19 protein-coding genes, 1 tRNA gene and 1 other RNA gene are annotated in these 16,532 nt (G+C 71.2%); 12 read left to right on the forward strand and 9 right to left on the reverse strand.

Going from position 1 to position 16,532, the window contains the following annotated elements; genetic code table 11:
- Window positions 1–10: 10 nt before the first annotated feature.
- A complete protein-coding gene (xerD, locus tag ACE3Q2_RS02325) occupies window positions 11–964 on the reverse strand; it encodes a site-specific tyrosine recombinase XerD (protein WP_231695607.1) in 954 nt (317 codons plus the stop codon).
- Window positions 965–1,009: 45 nt separating this feature from the next.
- Here xerD and ACE3Q2_RS02330 point away from each other — a divergent pair, with 45 nt between their 5' ends.
- Window positions 1,010–1,453, forward strand: a complete 444-nt coding sequence (locus ACE3Q2_RS02330; protein ID WP_231695608.1) for an RDD family protein — start codon at window positions 1,010–1,012, stop codon at window positions 1,451–1,453.
- Here ACE3Q2_RS02330 and lptG read toward each other — a convergent pair.
- Together lptG and lptF are read right to left on the reverse strand one after the other, a co-directional pair.
- Window positions 1,450–2,550: an LPS export ABC transporter permease LptG gene (lptG, locus tag ACE3Q2_RS02335; RefSeq protein ID WP_231695609.1), complete on the reverse strand. Its 1,101-nt coding sequence runs from the start codon at window positions 2,548–2,550 to the stop codon at window positions 1,450–1,452. The genes ACE3Q2_RS02330 and lptG overlap by 4 nt on opposite strands.
- Window positions 2,547–3,629: an LPS export ABC transporter permease LptF gene (gene lptF, locus ACE3Q2_RS02340; RefSeq protein ID WP_231695610.1), complete on the reverse strand. Its 1,083-nt coding sequence runs from the start codon at window positions 3,627–3,629 to the stop codon at window positions 2,547–2,549. Before lptF ends, lptG begins: the two co-directional genes overlap by 4 nt.
- Window positions 3,630–3,703: 74 nt before the next feature.
- Between lptF and ACE3Q2_RS02345 the strand changes: the two genes are divergently transcribed.
- The gene (locus ACE3Q2_RS02345; RefSeq protein ID WP_374472448.1) at window positions 3,704–5,179 is read left to right on the forward strand and encodes a leucyl aminopeptidase; all 1,476 of its coding nucleotides are present in this window, start codon (window positions 3,704–3,706) and stop codon (window positions 5,177–5,179) included.
- A 1-nt stretch (window position 5,180) separates the two neighbouring features.
- On the forward strand, window positions 5,181–5,606 hold the full coding sequence (locus tag ACE3Q2_RS02350; protein ID WP_231695612.1) for a DNA polymerase III subunit chi: 426 nt from the start codon (window positions 5,181–5,183) through the stop codon (window positions 5,604–5,606).
- Between the two features lie 3 nt (window positions 5,607–5,609).
- On the opposite strand, the gene ACE3Q2_RS02355 is transcribed toward ACE3Q2_RS02350, so the two are convergent.
- Complete coding sequence (locus ACE3Q2_RS02355; RefSeq protein WP_231695613.1) at window positions 5,610–6,920, reverse strand: aminopeptidase P N-terminal domain-containing protein; 1,311 nt, start codon at window positions 6,918–6,920, stop codon at window positions 5,610–5,612.
- A 7-nt stretch (window positions 6,921–6,927) separates the two neighbouring features.
- Window positions 6,928–7,479, reverse strand: a complete 552-nt coding sequence (locus ACE3Q2_RS02360) for a UPF0149 family protein (RefSeq protein WP_231695614.1) — start codon at window positions 7,477–7,479, stop codon at window positions 6,928–6,930.
- 170 nt (window positions 7,480–7,649) lie between these two features.
- Between ACE3Q2_RS02360 and ACE3Q2_RS02365 the strand changes: the two genes are divergently transcribed.
- From ACE3Q2_RS02365 to rpiA, 7 genes are all read left to right on the forward strand, one after another.
- Window positions 7,650–9,902 (forward strand): putative bifunctional diguanylate cyclase/phosphodiesterase, encoded by a 2,253-nt coding sequence (locus tag ACE3Q2_RS02365; protein ID WP_374472452.1) that lies wholly within the window; start codon window positions 7,650–7,652, stop codon window positions 9,900–9,902.
- Between the two features lie 32 nt (window positions 9,903–9,934).
- The gene (locus ACE3Q2_RS02370; RefSeq protein WP_043803150.1) at window positions 9,935–10,156 is read left to right on the forward strand and encodes a TIGR02449 family protein; all 222 of its coding nucleotides are present in this window, start codon (window positions 9,935–9,937) and stop codon (window positions 10,154–10,156) included.
- The gene (locus tag ACE3Q2_RS02375; protein WP_043803154.1) at window positions 10,153–10,446 is read left to right on the forward strand and encodes a cell division protein ZapA; all 294 of its coding nucleotides are present in this window, start codon (window positions 10,153–10,155) and stop codon (window positions 10,444–10,446) included. The genes ACE3Q2_RS02370 and ACE3Q2_RS02375 overlap by 4 nt, the downstream gene beginning before the upstream one ends.
- A gap of 41 nt (window positions 10,447–10,487) precedes the next feature.
- A non-coding RNA gene (gene ssrS, locus ACE3Q2_RS02380) (6S RNA) lies at window positions 10,488–10,672 on the forward strand.
- A 3-nt stretch (window positions 10,673–10,675) separates the two neighbouring features.
- Window positions 10,676–11,257: a 5-formyltetrahydrofolate cyclo-ligase gene (locus ACE3Q2_RS02385; protein WP_374472456.1), complete on the forward strand. Its 582-nt coding sequence runs from the start codon at window positions 10,676–10,678 to the stop codon at window positions 11,255–11,257.
- Window positions 11,257–11,721, forward strand: coding sequence for an EVE domain-containing protein (locus ACE3Q2_RS02390; RefSeq protein ID WP_374472458.1), 465 nt, complete (start codon window positions 11,257–11,259; stop codon window positions 11,719–11,721). The genes ACE3Q2_RS02385 and ACE3Q2_RS02390 overlap by 1 nt, the downstream gene beginning before the upstream one ends.
- A 16-nt stretch (window positions 11,722–11,737) precedes the next feature.
- On the forward strand, window positions 11,738–12,394 hold the full coding sequence (gene rpiA, locus ACE3Q2_RS02395) for a ribose-5-phosphate isomerase RpiA (RefSeq protein WP_374472459.1): 657 nt from the start codon (window positions 11,738–11,740) through the stop codon (window positions 12,392–12,394).
- Between the two features lie 9 nt (window positions 12,395–12,403).
- On the opposite strand, the gene ACE3Q2_RS02400 is transcribed toward rpiA, so the two are convergent.
- The 4 genes from ACE3Q2_RS02400 to rplM all read right to left on the reverse strand — a co-directional run bounded on the left by ACE3Q2_RS02400 (window position 12,404) and on the right by rplM (window position 14,517).
- A complete protein-coding gene (locus ACE3Q2_RS02400) occupies window positions 12,404–13,462 on the reverse strand; it encodes a cyclic nucleotide-binding domain-containing protein (RefSeq protein ID WP_374472461.1) in 1,059 nt (352 codons plus the stop codon).
- 117 nt (window positions 13,463–13,579) lie between these two features.
- Window positions 13,580–13,653 (reverse strand) — tRNA-Gln (locus tag ACE3Q2_RS02405).
- Between the two features lie 30 nt (window positions 13,654–13,683).
- Window positions 13,684–14,076 (reverse strand): 30S ribosomal protein S9, encoded by a 393-nt coding sequence (rpsI, locus tag ACE3Q2_RS02410; RefSeq protein ID WP_374472463.1) that lies wholly within the window; start codon window positions 14,074–14,076, stop codon window positions 13,684–13,686.
- Window positions 14,077–14,085: 9 nt separating this feature from the next.
- Window positions 14,086–14,517, reverse strand: coding sequence for a 50S ribosomal protein L13 (rplM, locus tag ACE3Q2_RS02415; RefSeq protein ID WP_084062781.1), 432 nt, complete (start codon window positions 14,515–14,517; stop codon window positions 14,086–14,088).
- A 107-nt stretch (window positions 14,518–14,624) separates the two neighbouring features.
- On the opposite strand from rplM, the gene ACE3Q2_RS02420 reads away from it, so the two are divergent.
- Both ACE3Q2_RS02420 and coq7 read left to right on the forward strand, forming a co-directional pair.
- Complete coding sequence (locus tag ACE3Q2_RS02420) at window positions 14,625–15,788, forward strand: (Fe-S)-binding protein (protein ID WP_374472465.1); 1,164 nt, start codon at window positions 14,625–14,627, stop codon at window positions 15,786–15,788.
- Complete coding sequence (coq7, locus tag ACE3Q2_RS02425; protein ID WP_374472467.1) at window positions 15,785–16,429, forward strand: 2-polyprenyl-3-methyl-6-methoxy-1,4-benzoquinone monooxygenase; 645 nt, start codon at window positions 15,785–15,787, stop codon at window positions 16,427–16,429. Before ACE3Q2_RS02420 ends, coq7 begins: the two co-directional genes overlap by 4 nt.
- Window positions 16,430–16,532: the final 103 nt, after the last annotated feature.

Genomic DNA, 16,532 nt, shown 5'->3' on the forward strand with positions numbered 1-16,532 from the left:
GCGGGGCGGTTCAGGCCCTCGGGTGGTGCTGCTGGTGCAGGCGCTTGAGGCCTTCGCGCGCCACCAGCGTGTAGATCTGGGTGGTGGAGAGCGAACTGTGGCCCAGCAGCATCTGCAGCGTGCGCAGGTCGGCGCCGTGGTTGAGCAGGTGGGTGGCGAAGCTGTGCCGCAGCCCGTGCGGGCTGACCCGGGCCGGGTCGATGCCCGACAGCACGGCGAGGCGTTTGACCACGTTCCAGAACTGCTGGCGGCTGAGCGCGCCGGCCTCGCGGCCCAGGAACAGCGGCGCCGCCACCCGGCCGCCGGCCAGCACCGGGCGGGCCTCGTCCAGGTAGCGCTGCAGCCAGTGCTGGGCTTCTTCGCCCAGCGGCACCAGGCGCTCCTTGCTGCCCTTGCCCATCACCCGCAGCACGCCCTGGCGCAGGTTCAGCGCGGTGGCCGGCAGGTTCACCAGTTCGCTCACGCGCAGGCCGGTGGCGTACATGAGCTCCACCATGGCGCGGTCGCGCAGGCCGGCCGGAGTGTCGGTGTCGGGCGCCTGCAGCAGGGCCTCGACCTCGCTTTCGGACAGGGCCTTGGGCAGGGAGCGGCCGAGCTTGGGCGGATCGAGCCGGGCGGTCGGGTCTTCGCTGCGCAGGCCCAGCCGCGCCTGCTGGCCGAAGTAGGCGCGCAGCGCCGAGAGCAGCCGGGCGTTGCTGCGCGCGGCGTAACCGGCGGCGGTGCGCTCGGCCAGGTAGGCGAACAGCACCTCGCGGTCCACGCCGGCCAGGCCCTGCCCCTTCGAGGCCAGCCAGCGCGCCAGGCCCTCCAGGTCGCGCCGGTAGCTGTCGAGCGTGAGCCGCGACAGGCCGGCCTCGGCCCAGGCGCGGTCGAGGAAACCGGTGATGGCGCGTTCGTCGGCCGGCGAGGCCGGCGGCAGGGACTGGGCGTGCGCGCGACGGTCGGCGGGACGGCTGGCTGGCATGCCGGCAGCTTAGCGACGGCCGCCGGCGCCGGCTATGCTGTCGCGATGTCCGACGCCCCTGCCCCGCGCGCGCGTCCGGCCCACCTGGGCTGGCGCCTGTTCGCGATGACCTACGACTTCTTCCCCGCCCTCGCACTGTGGTTCGCCGCCAGCGGCCTGGTGCTGCTGCTGCGCGGCGGCACGCCGGTGCCGCCGGGCAGCTGGGCCTCGTGGCTCGAGCTGGTGCTGCTCTGGGCCGTCACCGGCATCTACGCGGTGGCGTCGTGGCGGCGCGGCGGCCAGACCCTGGGCATGCGCCCCTGGCGCCTGAAGGTGCTGCGCGCCGACGGCCAGCCGGCCGGCACGAAGGCGCTGCTCCTGCGCTTCGCCGTGGCGACGCTGTCGCTGGCCGCGGGCGGCCTGGGTTTCCTGTGGACCTTCGTCGACCGCGAGCGCCGCGCCTGGCACGACCTGGCCAGCGGCACCGTGCTGGTGCGCCTGGAACGCTAGCCGCGGCGGCGGGCGAACAGGCCCCAGCACACCGACAGCAGCGCCACCGGCGGCAGCAGGTAGGCCACGCGCGCGTCGAAGTGGTATACGTCCGACAGGCTCACCACCAGCCGCTGCGCCAGCAGGTAGCCGATGCCGATGACGATGGCGATGAACAGGCGCTTGCCGAAGCCGCCCGAGCGCAGCGAGCCGAACGCGAACGGCAGCGCCGCCAGGCACAGCACCACCACGTTTACCGGGTAGAACCAGCGCGCCCAGTACGCGTTCGCGAAGGTCTTGTTGTCCAGGCCGTTGCGCTCGAGGTAGTCCATGTTCCGGCGCAGCTCGGCGCTGCTGAGGTAGCGCGGGCGCGCGGCCGCGGCCGCCAGCGCCTGGTCGTCCAGGCCGCTGGCCCAGCGCTCCTCGGCCACTTCCTCGACCTGCACCTCGCGTTCGCCGAAGCGCGAGCGGCGCAGGTCGCGCAGGGTCCACGCGTCGCCGCGGTGTTCGGCGGTGCGCGCCTCGGCCAGCGACAGCAGCCGGCCCTGCTCGTCGAACTCGAACAGGCGGACGCCCTGCAGCTCGGTCCAGGTCTCGCCGTCCTGCTCGCGGCGCTGGCCGTCGCGGGCATTGAGGAAGGTGTTGCCTTCGCGCGCCCACAGGCCGGACAGGCGCGCCATCACCACGTCGCCCGACTTGGCCGAGTTGGCCACCGTCTGCGCGCTCTGTTCGCCGAAGGGCGCCACGGTTTCCGCGTTCACCACCATCAGCGCGGTGAACAGGCCGATGCCCATCAGCGCGCCCAGGCCCACGCGCAGCCGCGAAAGGCCCACCGCGCGCATGGCGGTGAGCTCGGAGCGCGCCGACAGCCCGCCCAGGCCCAGCACGGTGCCGATCAGCGCCACCGTCGGGAACACCTCGTAAGCGCGCCGCGGCAGCGTGTAGATGGTGAACAGCAGCGCGTGGCTGAGCGTGTAGCCGCCCTGGCCCACTTCGTCGAGTTCGTTCACCAGCGCGGTGATGAGGTCGAAGCCCACCAGCACCGCCCAGGTGCCGAGCGTGGCCAGCATCACGCTGCGCGCGAGGTACAGGTCGAGCGTGCCGGGGCGCAGCCTCATGCCGCCACCTTGCGCGGGCGCGGCAAGCGGCCGTCGGTGAGCAGCAGCCAGGCGGCCAGCAGCGCCAGCGGCACCAGCAGCCACCACAGGCCGGCCCAGCCCGGCAGCGTGCCGGCGGCCAGCCAGCCCTTGCCGAGCACCAGCAGGATCATGGCGTTGATGTAGATCAGCAGCGCCGCCAGCACGCGGCCGTAGCGCGCCTGGCGCGGCTCGCCGCGGCCCAGCGGCAGCGCCAGCAGGCCCAGCACCACCGCCATCAGGGGCGTGGCCAGGCGCCAGTGCAGTTCGGCGCGCGCGGGCGCCTCGTCGAGCACCAGCAGGCCGCTGCTGGGCGCCGACTCGAGGTCGGCAGGGTCCACGTCGGGCTCGGCGTCGGGCACCTGCAGTTCGTTCTCGGCGAAACGCATCATGCGGTAGTCGCGGCGGGCCGGGTCGCCTTCCACCCGGAAGCCGTCGCGCAGGCGCAGGTAGCGGTCGGTTTCGCCCTCGAGGAAGAGTTCGCCTTCACGCGCGGTGATCACGTCGAGCCGGCCTTCGCGCTCGGTCTGCACGAACATCTTGCCGAAGCGGGTGCCGTCGGTGTTGATCTCGCCGACGTAGAGGATGCCGGCGCGGCCAGGCAACTCGATGAAGCGTCCCGCCTCGAGGCCGGCCACCAGGAAGGAGCGGTTGGCTTCCTCGACCATGCGCTGCGCCAGCCGCGCCCCGGCCGGCGCCGCCCAGAGCGAGGCGAACGCCACCACCGCCGCGGCCGGCAGCGTCACCCACAGCAGTGGCCGCAGCAGCTGGCGCGGACCGCGGCCCACCGAGGAAAGCACGGCCATCTCGCTGTCGCCGTACAGGCGGCCCACCGCCAGCAGCAGGCCGATGAACAGCGCCAGCGGCAGCAGGATGGGCAGCACCTGGATCGAGCGCAGGCCCAGCTGCGACAGCAGCAGGCCGGCCGGCACCTTGCCCTTGGCGATTTCGCCCATCAGGTCCACCAGCAGGCCGCCCAGGCCCACCAGCAGCAGGACCACGGCCACGGCCGCGACGCTCTGGGCGAACTGGCGCAGCAGGTATCGCTCGATCAACAGCATTCGGGGGCTTGCCGGGCTGGGGAGGGGGTGGGCTTGCTAGAATCGCAGGTCCTGATTGTACGGAATCAAAGCCCATGACCCTCGAGTTTCGCCTGAACCGCCCCGATCCGACCGCCGCCGACCTCGACTGCGTGGTGGTCGGCCTGTACGCCGACGGCAGCCTGGCGCCTTCCGCGAAGGCGCTGGACCAGGCCGCGGGCGGCCGGATCGCGGCGCTGGCCAGGCGCGGCGACCTTTCGGGCAAGACCGGCCGCACGGCCATGCTGCACGACCTGCCGGGCGTGAAGTCGCCGCGCGTGCTGGTGGTGGGCCTGGGCGACGCCGCCAAGTTCGCCGTGCCGCAGTACCTGAAGGTGGTGGCCGACGCGGTGCGCGCGCTCAAGACCGGCCCGGTGCGCCGCGGCCTGCTCACCCTGCCCGAGCTGCCGGTGGCGGGCCGCGACGCCGGCTGGGCCCTGCGCCAGGCCATCGTCGCCGCCGACCACGCGGCCTACGCCTACACCGCCACCCGCACCGTGAAGAACGGCGACGACGGCCTGCAGGCGCTCGACGTCGCCGGCGACGCCGCGCTGCAGGCCGAATTCGACCGCGGCGTGTCCATCGCCGCCGGCGTCGAGCTGGCGCGCGAGCTGGGCAACCTGCCCCCGAACATCTGCAACCCGGGCTACCTGGCCGACACCGCCCGCCGCATCGCCAAGGAACACGAAGGCGTGACGGTGGAGGTGCTCGAGCGCGCCGACATGGAGAAGCTGGGCATGGGCTCGCTGCTGGCCGTGGCCCGCGGCTCGGCCAACCCGCCGCGCCTGGTGGTGCTGCGCTACCAGGGCGCCGGCGACGCCAAGCCCTACGCGCTGGTCGGCAAGGGCATCACCTTCGACACCGGCGGCATCAACCTCAAGGTGCAGGGCGGCATCGAGGAGATGAAGTTCGACATGTGCGGCGCCGCCAGCGTGTTCGGCGCCTTCCTCGCCACCGCGAAGATGAAGCTGCCGCTGAACCTGGTGATGGTGGTGCCGGCGGTGGAGAACATGCCGGACGCCGACGCCTACCGCCCGAGCGACATCCTCACCTCGATGTCGGGCAAGACCATCGAGGTCGGCAACACCGACGCCGAGGGCCGCCTGATCCTGTGCGACGCGCTCACCTACACCCAGCGCTTCGAGCCGCAGGCCATCGTCGACGTGGCCACGCTCACCGGCGCCTGCGTGATCGCCCTGGGCAAGTTCGCCGCGGGCCTGATGAGCAAGCACGACGACCTGGCCGGCGAACTGCTGGCGGCCGGCGAGAACGTGTTCGACCGCGCCTGGCGCCTGCCGCTGTGGGACGAATACCAGACCCAGCTCGAGTCCGCCTTCGCCGACGTGTACAACATCGGCGGCAAGGGCGCGGGCGCGATCACCGCCGGCTGCTTCCTCTCGCGCTTCACCGAGGGCCAGCGCTGGGCGCACCTGGACATCGCCGGCGTGTCCAACGGCGAAGGCCGCAAGGGCCTGGCCACCGGCCGCCCGGTGGGCCTGCTGGCGCAATGGCTGATCGACCGGGCCGGCTGAGATGGCGCGCGCCGATTTTTACCTGATCGGCAAGCCGCGTTTCCGCGAGCAGCCGCTGCTGCTGGTGTGCGAGCTGGCCCGCCGGGCCGTGCACTCCGGGCAGCCGCTGCTCGTGCTGGCCGCGTCCATGGCCCAGGCCGAGGCCCTGGACGACCTGATGTGGTCCTTCGACCCCGACGAATTCCTGCCGCACCAGGTGGCCGGCGTCGAGGAGGACGAGGACGAGGTGGAGGTGCTGATCGCCCCGCCCGAACAATCGCCGCCGATGCGCGCGCTGGTGCTCAACCTGCGCGACGAGCCGGTGCCGGCCGGCTTCGAACGGGTGCTGGAAGTGGTGCCCGCCGACGAATCCGCCCGCGGCCCGCTGCGCGCGCGCTGGAAACACTACCAGTCGCTCGGCCTCGACCTCGCCAAGCACGATATGTAAACGCTAGCGCGAGGCGAGGACGGCCTCGATGGCGTCGGCGTCGCGCGGCACGCCGCCGGTGAGCACTTCGTGGCCGTCGGCGGTGACGACCACGTCGTCCTCGATGCGGATGCCGATGCCCTGCCACTTCGCCGGCACGCCCTTGCTGCCCGGGGCGATGTAGATGCCGGGTTCGATGGTGAACACCATGCCCGGCTCGAGTTCGCGGTAGTCGCCGGCGACCTTGTATTCGCCCACGTCGTGCACGTCCAGGCCCAGCCAGTGGCCGGTCTTGTGCATGTAGAACTTTCGGTAGGCGCCCGACTGCAGCGCGGCCTTGAGCGTGCCCTTGAGCAGGCCCAGCGACAGCATGCCCTCGGTGAGCACCTCCACCGCGGCCTCGTGGCCCAGGATCCAGGGCCGGCCCGGGCGCGCCTGCTCCATCGCCGCCGCCTGCGCCTTGAGCACCAGCTCGTAGAGCGCGCGCTGCTCCTTCGAATAACGGCCGTTCACCGGCCAGGTGCGGGTGATGTCGGAGGCGTAGTTGGCGTATTCGGCGCCGGCGTCGCACAGCAGCAGCGCGCCGTCGGCCAGCGGGCCGCTGTTGGCGCGGTAATGCAGCACGCAGCCGTTGGCGCCGGCGCCGACGATGGGCTCGTAGGCGGCCACGGCGTCGTTCTTGCGGTACACGTACTGCAGCGCGGCTTCCACTTCGTATTCGCGGCCGCCCGGGCGGGTGGCGCGCATGGCCGCCAGCTGCGCCTCGGCGGCGATGGCGGCGGCGCGGCGCATCAGCTTCAGCTCCGCGGCGCTCTTGAACAGGCGCAGTTCGTGCAGCAGGTGGCCGAGCTCGAGGAATTCGTGCGGCGGCTGCGCGCCCTGCCGAACCTGCGAGCGCACGCGGTTCACCCAGCCGATCAGCTTGAGGTCGAACTCGGTGTCGCGGCCGAAATGGTAGTAGACGCGCGAACGGCCCTCGAGCAGGCCCGGCAGGATCTCGTCGAGGTCGGTGATGGGGTAGGCGTCGTCCACACCGTAGGCCTCCACCGCGCCCTCGGGGCCGGCGCGCGGACCGTCCCAGGCTTCGCGCTCGGGGTCGCGGTCGCGGCAGAACAGCAGGGTTTCGCCGTGCTTGCGGCCCGGCACCAGCACCAGCACCGCCTCGGGCTCCGGGAAGCCGCTGAGGTACCAGAAGTCGCTGTCCTGGCGGTAGGGATAGTGCGTGTCGTGGCTGCGAACGCGCAGCGGCGCGCTGGGCAGGATGAGGATGGCGTCCTCATCGGCCATGCGCATCAGCTGCTTGCGGCGGCGGGCGAACTCGGCCGGTTTGATCATGGTGGCGTCAGTTGAGCTTGCGGCGGTGCCTCGGGCCCAGCACGCAGTCGCTGTGAAGAAGCATGACGGCCACGCGTACGAATTCCGCCACTTCCTCCAGGGCGTCCTCGTCGGCATCCGGGTCGTCGTAGCTCAGGTCGCTGGCGGCGATGCGGGCCAGGTCGGCCAGGGCCTCCTCGGCCTCCTCCGACAGCGGCGGCTCGGCGCCGGCGGCCAGGCCGAAGCCCCCCAGGAAGCCGCGGCACCAGGCCAGCAGGCCGTCGGCGCGCTCGCCCACCGGGCGGTCTTCGCCGGGCAGCAGCAGTTCGAAGGCGAAATCCGGGGATTCCAGCTGCCGGGTGCTGGCCTCGTACAGTTGGTCAAGCGCGCTGTCGGGCGCCGGCGGCGAGACCAGCGGGTCGGACATGACCGCGGCGAACCAGCCCTTGCGGTCGTGCTTGCCGCCGCCGGCCAGGTAGCCGCACAGCGACCCGTGCAGGTCGGAAGGCTCCAGCGCGGCTTCCAGGGCGTCCAGTTCGGCGGCCACTTGGGCGTGCGCGGGCAGCAGGGCTTCGGTCATCGTCGGGGCCGCGGGGAGGGTGCGCCATTCTAGCAAGGGCTCGCCGGGCGCTTGTGGCGATGTTAGTGCCACCCTACACTCCTTGGGATTGCACGGGGCGGACCAGGGGAACACCGGGCGTAATGGGGCTGCGGCGAAACAGGTTCAGGGGCGCCAGGCCCGGGACGGCGATGGCCGTGGCCGCGTGCGGGCTGCCGTCGGTCGCCTGGGCGCAGGCCTCAATCAGCAACGGCGGCATGGTGCAGCTGGCGCTGCTGGCCATCGCGCTGTTCCTGTGCTGGCTGCTCTGGCGTGTCTGGAACCACCGCCGGCAGCAGGAAACCTCCCTGCTGGCCGAGATCCACGAACGCGAGGAGCGCCTGAACCTGGCGCTGTGGGGCTCGGGCGACGAGTTCTGGGACTGGAACATCCGCGAGAACAGCCTCTACCGCCTGGGCGCCAACCAGCTCCTGGGCCAGGGCAGCCGCGAAGAGCTGAGCACCGACGACTGGCGCACCCAGTCCGTGCACCCCGAGGACCTGCCGCGGGTGCAGAAGCTGCTGCAGGAGCACATCGTCGGCCACACCGACGTGTTCGAGTCCGAGCACCGCGTCCGCAACGCCCGCGGCGAATGGGTGTGGGTGCGTTCGCGCGGCAAGGTGGTCGAGCGCGACAACACCGGCAGCCCGCTGCGCATGGCCGGCACCGCCCGCGACATCACCGCCATCCGCCGGGCCGAGCGCGAACGCCGCGTCGCGCTCGAAGTGCTGCGCTCGATGAGCGAAGCGGTGGCGGTGATCGACCTCGACTTCCGCTTCATCTCGGTGAACCCGGCCTTCTCGCGCATCACCGGCTACAGCGAGGAAGAGGTGATCGGCCAGAACAGCCGCCTGCTCGACTCCAGCCAGCACAGCGCCGAGTTCTACCGCCGCGTGCGCGACGTGCTCGAGCGCACCGGCCACTGGGCCGGCGAGATGTGGCAGAAGCGCAAGGACGGCGAGGAGTTCCTCGGCTGGATCGAAATGAGCGAGGTGCGCGACGCCATGGGCCTGCGCAGCCACTTCGTGGCGGTGGTGAACGACATCACCGACAAGAAGCGCGCCGAGCAGGAGCTGCGCTACCTGGCCAACTACGACACGCTCACCGGCCTGCCCAACCGCGCCCTGCTCAGCGAGCGCCTGGGCCGCGCCATCGTGCGCGCGCGCCGGCAGGAAACCCGGGTGGCGGTGCTGTTCCTCGACCTCGACCGCTTCAAGGACATCAACGACTCGCTCGGCCACGCCGCCGGCGACCGCCTGCTCAAGGCCGCGGCCACCCGCCTGCAGGCCACCGTGGGCGCGTCCGACACCGTGGCCCGCCTGGGCGGCGACGAATTCACCGTGGTGCTCGAGGACGTGGAGTCGGTGCCGGCGGTGGAGCGCATGGCGCGCGAGATCCTCACCGCCTTCTCGATGCCGCTGGAGGTGGACGAGCGCCACGACGTCTCGATCACCCCGTCGCTGGGCATCAGCCTCTACCCCGACCACGCGCTGGTGCCGACCGACCTGCTCAAGTACGCCGACACGGCCATGTACCAGGCCAAGGCCGAGGGCCGGAACACCTACCAGATCTACAACGAGACCATGGACGCCGAGTCGCGCCGGCGCGCCACCGTGCTGGCCTCGCTGCGCAAGGCGCTCGACCGCGGCGAGTTCCGCCTGGTCTACCAGCCGCGCATGGCCCTGGCCGACGGCCGCATCACCGGCGTGGAATCGCTGCTGCGCTGGCACAGCGCCGAGCTGGGCGAAATCCCGCCCACCGTGTTCGTGCCGCTGGCCGAGGAATCGGGCCTGATCCTGCAGATCGGCGACTGGGTGCTGGCCGAGGCCCTGCAAACGCTCAAGCGCTGGCGCGCCCACGGCCTGAACGAAATCTCCATCGGCATCAACGTCTCGGTGCTGCAGCTGCTGCGCGGCAACCTGCCCGAGCTGCTGCGCAACCTTATCCAGGACCTGGGCGTGCCGGCCAACCGCATCGAGCTGGAAGTCACCGAATCGATGGTGATGCAGAACGCCGAGCAGACCACCCACGTGCTCAACGAGCTGCGCAAGATCGGCGTCACCCTGGCCATCGACGACTTCGGCACCGGCTATTCCTCGCTGGTCTACCTCAAGCGCCTGCCGATCGACACCCTGAAGATCGACAAGGAATTCATCGGCGACCTCACCCGCGACCCGGACGACGAGGCCATCACCGCCACGGTGATCACCATGGGCCATTCGCTGGGCCTGAACGTGATCGCCGAGGGCGTGGAAAGCGAGCAGCAGCTGAGTTACCTGCGCGAGCAGGGCTGCGACGAGATCCAGGGTTTCTGGCTGTCGCCGCCGCTGGATTCGCACCGCTGCCTGGCCTTCATCCGCAGCTGGCAGCCCGGCACCGTGGCGGCCATCCCGGCGCCGTATTGACCCCTTGACCCGCCCCGCCTAAGGTGGCCGCGATGAGCCCCAACGACCCGATCGCCCAGCTGCAGGCCCTCGCCGAGCGCTTCGAGCGCCTGGCCGAGCAGCACCGCCGGCTGCTCGAGGAAAACCGCAGCCTGCGCCAGGGCCAGGAACAGCTGGTGGCCGAGCGCGCCCAGCTGCTCAACAAGAACGAGCAGGCCCGGTCGCGGGTCGAAGCCATGATCACGCGGCTCAAGTCGCTGGAGCACAACGCGTGAGCGAGCCGGTCAACGTCAAGATCCTCGACCGCGAGTACACCGTCGGCGTCGAGCCCGCCGAGCGCGACGGCCTCATGGCCGCCGCCCACCTGCTCGACGCGCGCATGCGCGAGATCCGCGGCAACAACCGCATGGCCGCCATCGACCGCGTGGCCGTGCTGGCCGCGCTGAACCTGGCGCACGAGCTGCTGCAGGTGCGCCAGCAGTCCGAGCAGCGCGACCAGGCGCTCAGCCGCACCCTCGGCGAGCTCAACCGCAAGCTCGACGGCCTGTTCGACGCACCGCGCTGACGTTCACGTTTTTTTCCTGGCGCCGTCTTATAATCGCGGCAAGTCCTCTGCCGTGTCCGACAGCGCGCCTAACATTCGCCTTGTCCCATAAACACGACCCGGGAATCCGAGGCCAATGCGGTGTGCATGTCCGCCCTGTTGCGGAAAGCCTGAAGCGGTGGCGCGGGTACCCACTTGATCCCAGGGATCAAGGTCGTTTCGCACGCATCGGCATGGTGGAGGCCTTATCTTGAAACCCACGCGCCAGCAATTGCGCCTCGAGCTGCGCGCACGCCGCGCCTCGCTCGCCCCGGGCGAACGCCTGGCCGCCGCCGACGCCGTCGCGCGGCATCTCTCCGACCAAACCGAACTGCGCGAGCCCGGCTACGTCGGCGGCTACTGGGCAGTGGGCGGCGAAGTGCCGCTGCATGCCGTGCAGCTGCGGCTGGCCCCCGGCCAGGTCTGGTGCCTGCCGCTGGTCCAGGCCGACGGCAGCCTGCGCTTCGCGCCCTGGCGCGCCGGCGACCCGCTGGCCAACAACCGTTTCGGCATCCCGGAACCGGCGGTCGAGCCGGCCTCCACGCTGGCACCGGAGGCCCTGTCGCTGGTTCTGGTGCCGCTGCTGGGCTGGGACCGCGACGGCCACCGGCTGGGCATGGGCGGCGGCTACTACGACCGCAGCTTCGCCTTCCGCCGCGGGCGGCCCGGCCCGCCGTGGCTGGTGGGCGTGGCCTATGGCTGCCAGGAGCTGCCGGGCCTGGACGCCGAGCCCTGGGACGTCGGCCTGGACGCGCTCGCCACCGAGCGGGAATGGCTGCGGTTCGGGCGATAATGGCGGCCATGAAGCACTGGCTGATGAAATCCGAACCCGACGATTTCTCGATCGACGCGCTCGAGCGCGTGCGCACCGAGCCCTGGAGCGGCGTGCGCAACTACCAGGCGCGCAACTTCATGCTCAAGGACATGAAGGTCGGCGACCCGATCCTGTTCTACCACTCCAACTGCGCCGTGCCCGGCGTGGTCGGCATTGCCGAGGTGGCGTCCACGCCCTATCCGGACCCGACCCAGTTCGACCCGAAGTCGGACTACCACGACGCGGCCAGCAGGCCAGAGGAGCCGCGCTGGTGGCTGGTGGACGTGGGTTTCAAGCGCAAGTTCAAGCGCACCGTATCGCTCGAGGAGCTTAAGGCCCAGGCCGAAGCCTTCGGCGACTTCGCGCTGCTGCGCCGGGGCAACCGGCTGTCGGTGCTGCCCGTCACCCCCGCGCAGTACAAGCGCATCCTTTCCATGGAATAAGGCCCGGAGGCCGCAGATGTCCCGCGACGAACAGAAGAAGCTGGCCGCCGAGAAGGCCCTGGAATACGTCGAGGAAGGCACCGTCGTCGGCGTCGGCACCGGCTCGACCGTGGCCTTCTTCATCGACGGCCTGGCCCGCATGAAAGGCCGCATCGAGGGCGCGGTGTCGAGCTCGGAGCAGAGCACGCGGCAGCTGCAGTCGCACGGCATCCCGGTGCTCGACCTCAACGCGGTCGGGCCGCTGAAGCTCTACGTGGACGGCGCCGACGAGTGCGACCCGTTCAACCACCTGATCAAGGGCGGCGGCGCGGCGCTGACGCGCGAGAAGATCATCGCCCAGGCCAGCGACCGCTTCGTCTGCATCATCGACGAGGCCAAGCAGGTGGAGCTGCTGGGCGCGTTCCCGGTGCCGGTGGAAGTGATCCCGATGGCGCGCAGCCTGGTCGGCCGGGCGCTGGTGGCCCTGGGCGGCCAGCCGGTGTGGCGCGAAGGCGTGGTCACCGACAACGGCAACTGGATCCTGGACGTGCACCACTGGCGCATCGCCGATCCGGTGGGCCTGGAAGCCAAGATCAACCAGATCCCCGGCGTGGTCACCTGCGGCCTGTTCGCCGCCCGCCCCGCCGACGAAGTCATCATCGGCGGCAAGGTGCGGCCGATCCGCAGCCCCTGAGCCGCGGCCTCAGGCCGGGTTGGCGGCCGACAGCAGGCGCAGCATGGCGCCCAGGCCGCCATGCAGGGCGCTGACTTCGTAGCCCAGGCGCTTTAGCACGAAGGCCGCGGCGGCGGAGCGCTCGCCGGTGTTGCAGTACACCACCACGCGGGCGCCGGGCGGCAGCACGGTGGCGATGTCCTCGCGCAGGCGGTAGAGCGGTACGTTCACCGAACCGTCGATGGCACGCTGGGCATGCTCCTCGGGCATGCGCACGTCCAGCAGCGCCGCCCCGCCCTGCACCAGGCGCGCGGCATCGGCCGGCAGCACCCAGGACAGCATCGGCGGCTTGAGCACGGCTTCGAAGGCCTCGCGCGAGAGCCGCATCAGCTGGCCACCCTGCATCATGCGCACGGTGGCGTTGCGCGGCAGGTTCGACAGCAGCGCGTCCTCGCCGAAGGTGTCGCCCTCGCGCAGGTAGGCCACCACCTGCGGGGCACCGTCGAGGTACTTGGACACCGAGGCGGTGCCCGAGCGCACGACGTAGAAATAATCGGCCGGGTCGCCTTCGCGCATGACGATCTCGCTGGGCTTGACCGTCACCGGCTCGAACATCTGGAACATTTTCTCGATGTTGCCCGTGGGCAGGCGAGCGAACGCCGGCGCGCGCAGCAGGCGGAAGACCCAGTCGTTGCCGCCGGCGGCGTTGCCGAAGTGGCGGTAGCTCTCGTCCCGGCTGAGCTGGTCCCAGGTGATGAGCTTCTCGAGGTAGCGGCGGTCCAGGCGCAGCACCTTGGCCTTGCCGGACACCACCTTGGCCGTGAAGCGGCGCGGCACCGCGTCGTTGAGCGAATAGCGGCCGTGCGGCGCGCTGGCGATGTGCGCCACGCTGCGGCCGTCGGGGTAGTTGCAGCGCAGCTCGCCTTCGAGCAGGTAGACGGTGTCCTCGTCCAGGTCGCCGGCCTCGAACACGTTCTCGCCGCGCTGGTATTCGGACACCACGCCGTCGCGCGCCAGCTGGTCGCGGGTCTCCTGGCGCAGCGATTCCAGCGGGAACAGTCGGGCGAGTTCGGTGGCGGGAACGGGCATGGCAGGCTCCGGGGATGACCATCGCAGTCTATCGCCGTGAAGGCCTGCAAGGGTAGCGGCCCCCGGTGCCGGCAGCGGCGCAAAAAGAAACCCCCGCTTTCGCGGGGGTTCCTGGTTTGGCTGGGGGACTAGGATTCGAACCTAGATAGGCAGAGTCAGAGTCTGCAGTCCTACCATTAGACGATCCCCCAATCCGGGGACGCCGCCAGTTTACGAAACGATTAGCGCTTCGAGAACTGGGTGGCGCGGCGGGCCTTGTGCAGGCCAACCTTCTTGCGTTCGACTTCGCGGGCGTCACGGGTCATGAGGCCGGCCTTGCGCAGGTCCGACTTCAGCGACTCGTTGTACTCGACCAGGGCGCGGGCGATGCCGAGGCGGATGGCGCCGGCCTGGCCGGTGATGCCGCCGCCTTCAACCGTCACGGTGACGTCGAACTTGTCGGTCATCTGGCTCACGACCAGCGGCTGGCGCACGATCATGCGCGAGGTCTCGCGGCCGAAGAACTCGTCGACCGGACGGCCGTTGACGACGATGTTGCCCTTGCCGGAGCGCAGGAACACGCGGGCGGTGGAGGACTTGCGACGGCCGGTGCCGTAATTCTGCTGCGTAGCCATGTGTATGCCTTAAGCCTTGAAGTCCAGAGCCTGCGGCTGCTGGGCAGAGTGCGGATGCTCCGAGCCCTTGTAGACCTTGAGCTTGCGGAACATGGCGCGGCCGAGCGGGTTCTTGGGCAGCATGCCCTTGACGCCGATCTCGATCACGCGCTCCGGGTGGGCGTCGAGGGCCTGGCCGAGGGTCTCGGTCTTCAGGTTGCCGACGTAGCCGGTGAAGCGGTGGTACTTCTTGTCCTGCAACTTGTTGCCGGTGACGGCGATCTTCTCCGCGTTGATCACGACGATGTAATCGCCGGTATCGACGTGCGGGGTGAACTCCGGCTTGTGCTTGCCGCGCAGACGGCGCGCGAGTTCCGAGCACAGGCGACCAAGCGTCTTGCCGCTGGCATCAACCACATACCAGTCCTGCTTGACGGTCTCCGGCTTGGCGCTGACGGTCATGGACTTCATGACGGCTCCAATTAGAAATCGGGGTGGAAAGAGGCGGAATGATAGCGGCCCTTTCCGGCCCGCGCAAGCCCGGATTAACCCCGTGTTAGCATCCGGCAATGCCCGCACCGTCCCGCCCGGCCCCCAGCGCCCCGACGCAGACGCCTGCGGCCGCGGGCCTCGTGGCCCTGGCCGACCGCTGCGTGCAGTGCGGATTGTGCCTTCCCCACTGCCCCACCTACCAGCTGGACCGGAGCGAAGCCGAGTCGCCGCGCGGCCGCATCGCCTATATCCGCGCCGTCGCGGCCGGCCAGCTGGCTCCCAGCGCGGCCGGCGACACCCACCTCGACCACTGCCTGGGCTGCCGCCGCTGCGAAGCCGCCTGCCCGGCCGGCGTGCGCTACGGCGAACTGCTCGTCGGCGCCCGAGCCGAACAGGCCCGACGAAGCCCGCTTCCGACCCGCACCCGGGTCCTGCTGGCGCTGCTGGCCCGACCCCGGCTGCTGGCCCGCCTGGTGGCGTTGCGCAGGCGCCTGGGGCGTGCCCTGCCGGCCTCGTGGCGCGGGCCCCTGCCGCCCGCTCCGGCGCCGGTGGCCCTGCCCCGTCCCGGGACAGGCCAGGCCACGCCGATGGCCCTGTTCACCGGCTGCATCGCCGGACCTTACGAATCCCCCGCGCGGGCCGCCCTGGCCCGCCTGCTGGCCGCCGCCGGCCAAGGCGTGGTGGTGCCGGGAGGCCAGGGCTGCTGCGGCGCCGCGGCGGCGCACGCGGGCGACGCCAGCGGTGCGGCCCGCCTGGCCGCCGCCAACCGCGCCGCCTTCGCCGGGCAGGCGAACGTGCTCTGCCTCGCCACCGGCTGCCAGGACACCCTCGCCCGCAGCCTGGCCGGCGTGGCGCCGGTAGAGGACGCGCTGGTGGCGCTGGAGCGCGTCGCGGGCACGCTGCGCTTCCGCCCACCCGCACACCGGGTGGCCCTGCACCTGCCCTGCACCCAGCGCAGCGTAGTGCGCAGCGACGCCGCCCTGCGCCGCCTGCTGGCGCGGGTGCCCGGCCTCGACCTGGTGGAACTGCCGGACACCGGCTGCTGCGGCGCCGCCGGCCTGCACCAGCTGTCCGAGCCGGCGCGCGCCGCCGCCCTGCGCGCGCCGCTGCTCGACGCGCTGGCCGCCAGCGGGGCGCGCGAACTGCTGTCGGCAAACATCGGCTGCCGCCTGCACCTGGCCGGCGGAACTACAATCCCGGTACGCCACCCCATCGAATTCCTGGCCGAGCACCTGGCATGAACGCGACCCGTCACTACAGCCCCCTGGACCGCCTGATCATCGAGGCCCAGCACGCCCTGGGCACCAGCCTGGGCCGGGCGTTCGCCGAGCGCCCGAACCCCGCCGGCGAGCTGCGCGACCCGGCGCTGGAAGAGCACGAACGCCGCCACGCGGCCGGCCTGATGCGCATCAACCACACCGGCGAAGTCTGCGCGCAGGCGCTGTACCTGGGCCAGGCCGTGGTGGCCCGCGACGAGGCCACCCGCGCCCACCTGCAGCACGCCGCCCAGGAAGAAGCCGACCACCTGGCCTGGTGCGCCGACCGCCTGCAGGAGCTCGACAGCCGCCCCAGCCTGTTCAACCCGCTCTGGTACGCCGGCAGCTACGCCATCGGCCTGGCCGCGGGCCTTCGCGGCGACGGCTGGAACCTGGGCTTCGTGGTCGAAACCGAGCGCCAGGTGGAGGCCCACCTCGAGGAACACCTGGAAACCCTGCCCCCGGGCGACGAGCGCAGCCGCGCCATCCTGCGCACCATGAAGGACGACGAGGCCCGCCACGCCGACAACGCCCTCGCCGCCGGCGCCCGCACCCTGCCCCCGCCCATCCCGCGCCTGATGGCCCTCACCTCGCGCGTCATGAAGGCCGTCGCCTACCGGGCCTGAAACAAGAAGGGGGTCAGGTTCACTTCCCGGAGAGGATTGAAACAGTCCCCCATCATTTGCTGGGTTTAGCCGGCATTCCAGGGGAAAAGGGGCAGTCGGGCCC

This window comes from Arenimonas sp., assembly GCF_041913985.1.
Classification (GTDB): domain Bacteria; phylum Pseudomonadota; class Gammaproteobacteria; order Xanthomonadales; family Xanthomonadaceae; genus Arenimonas.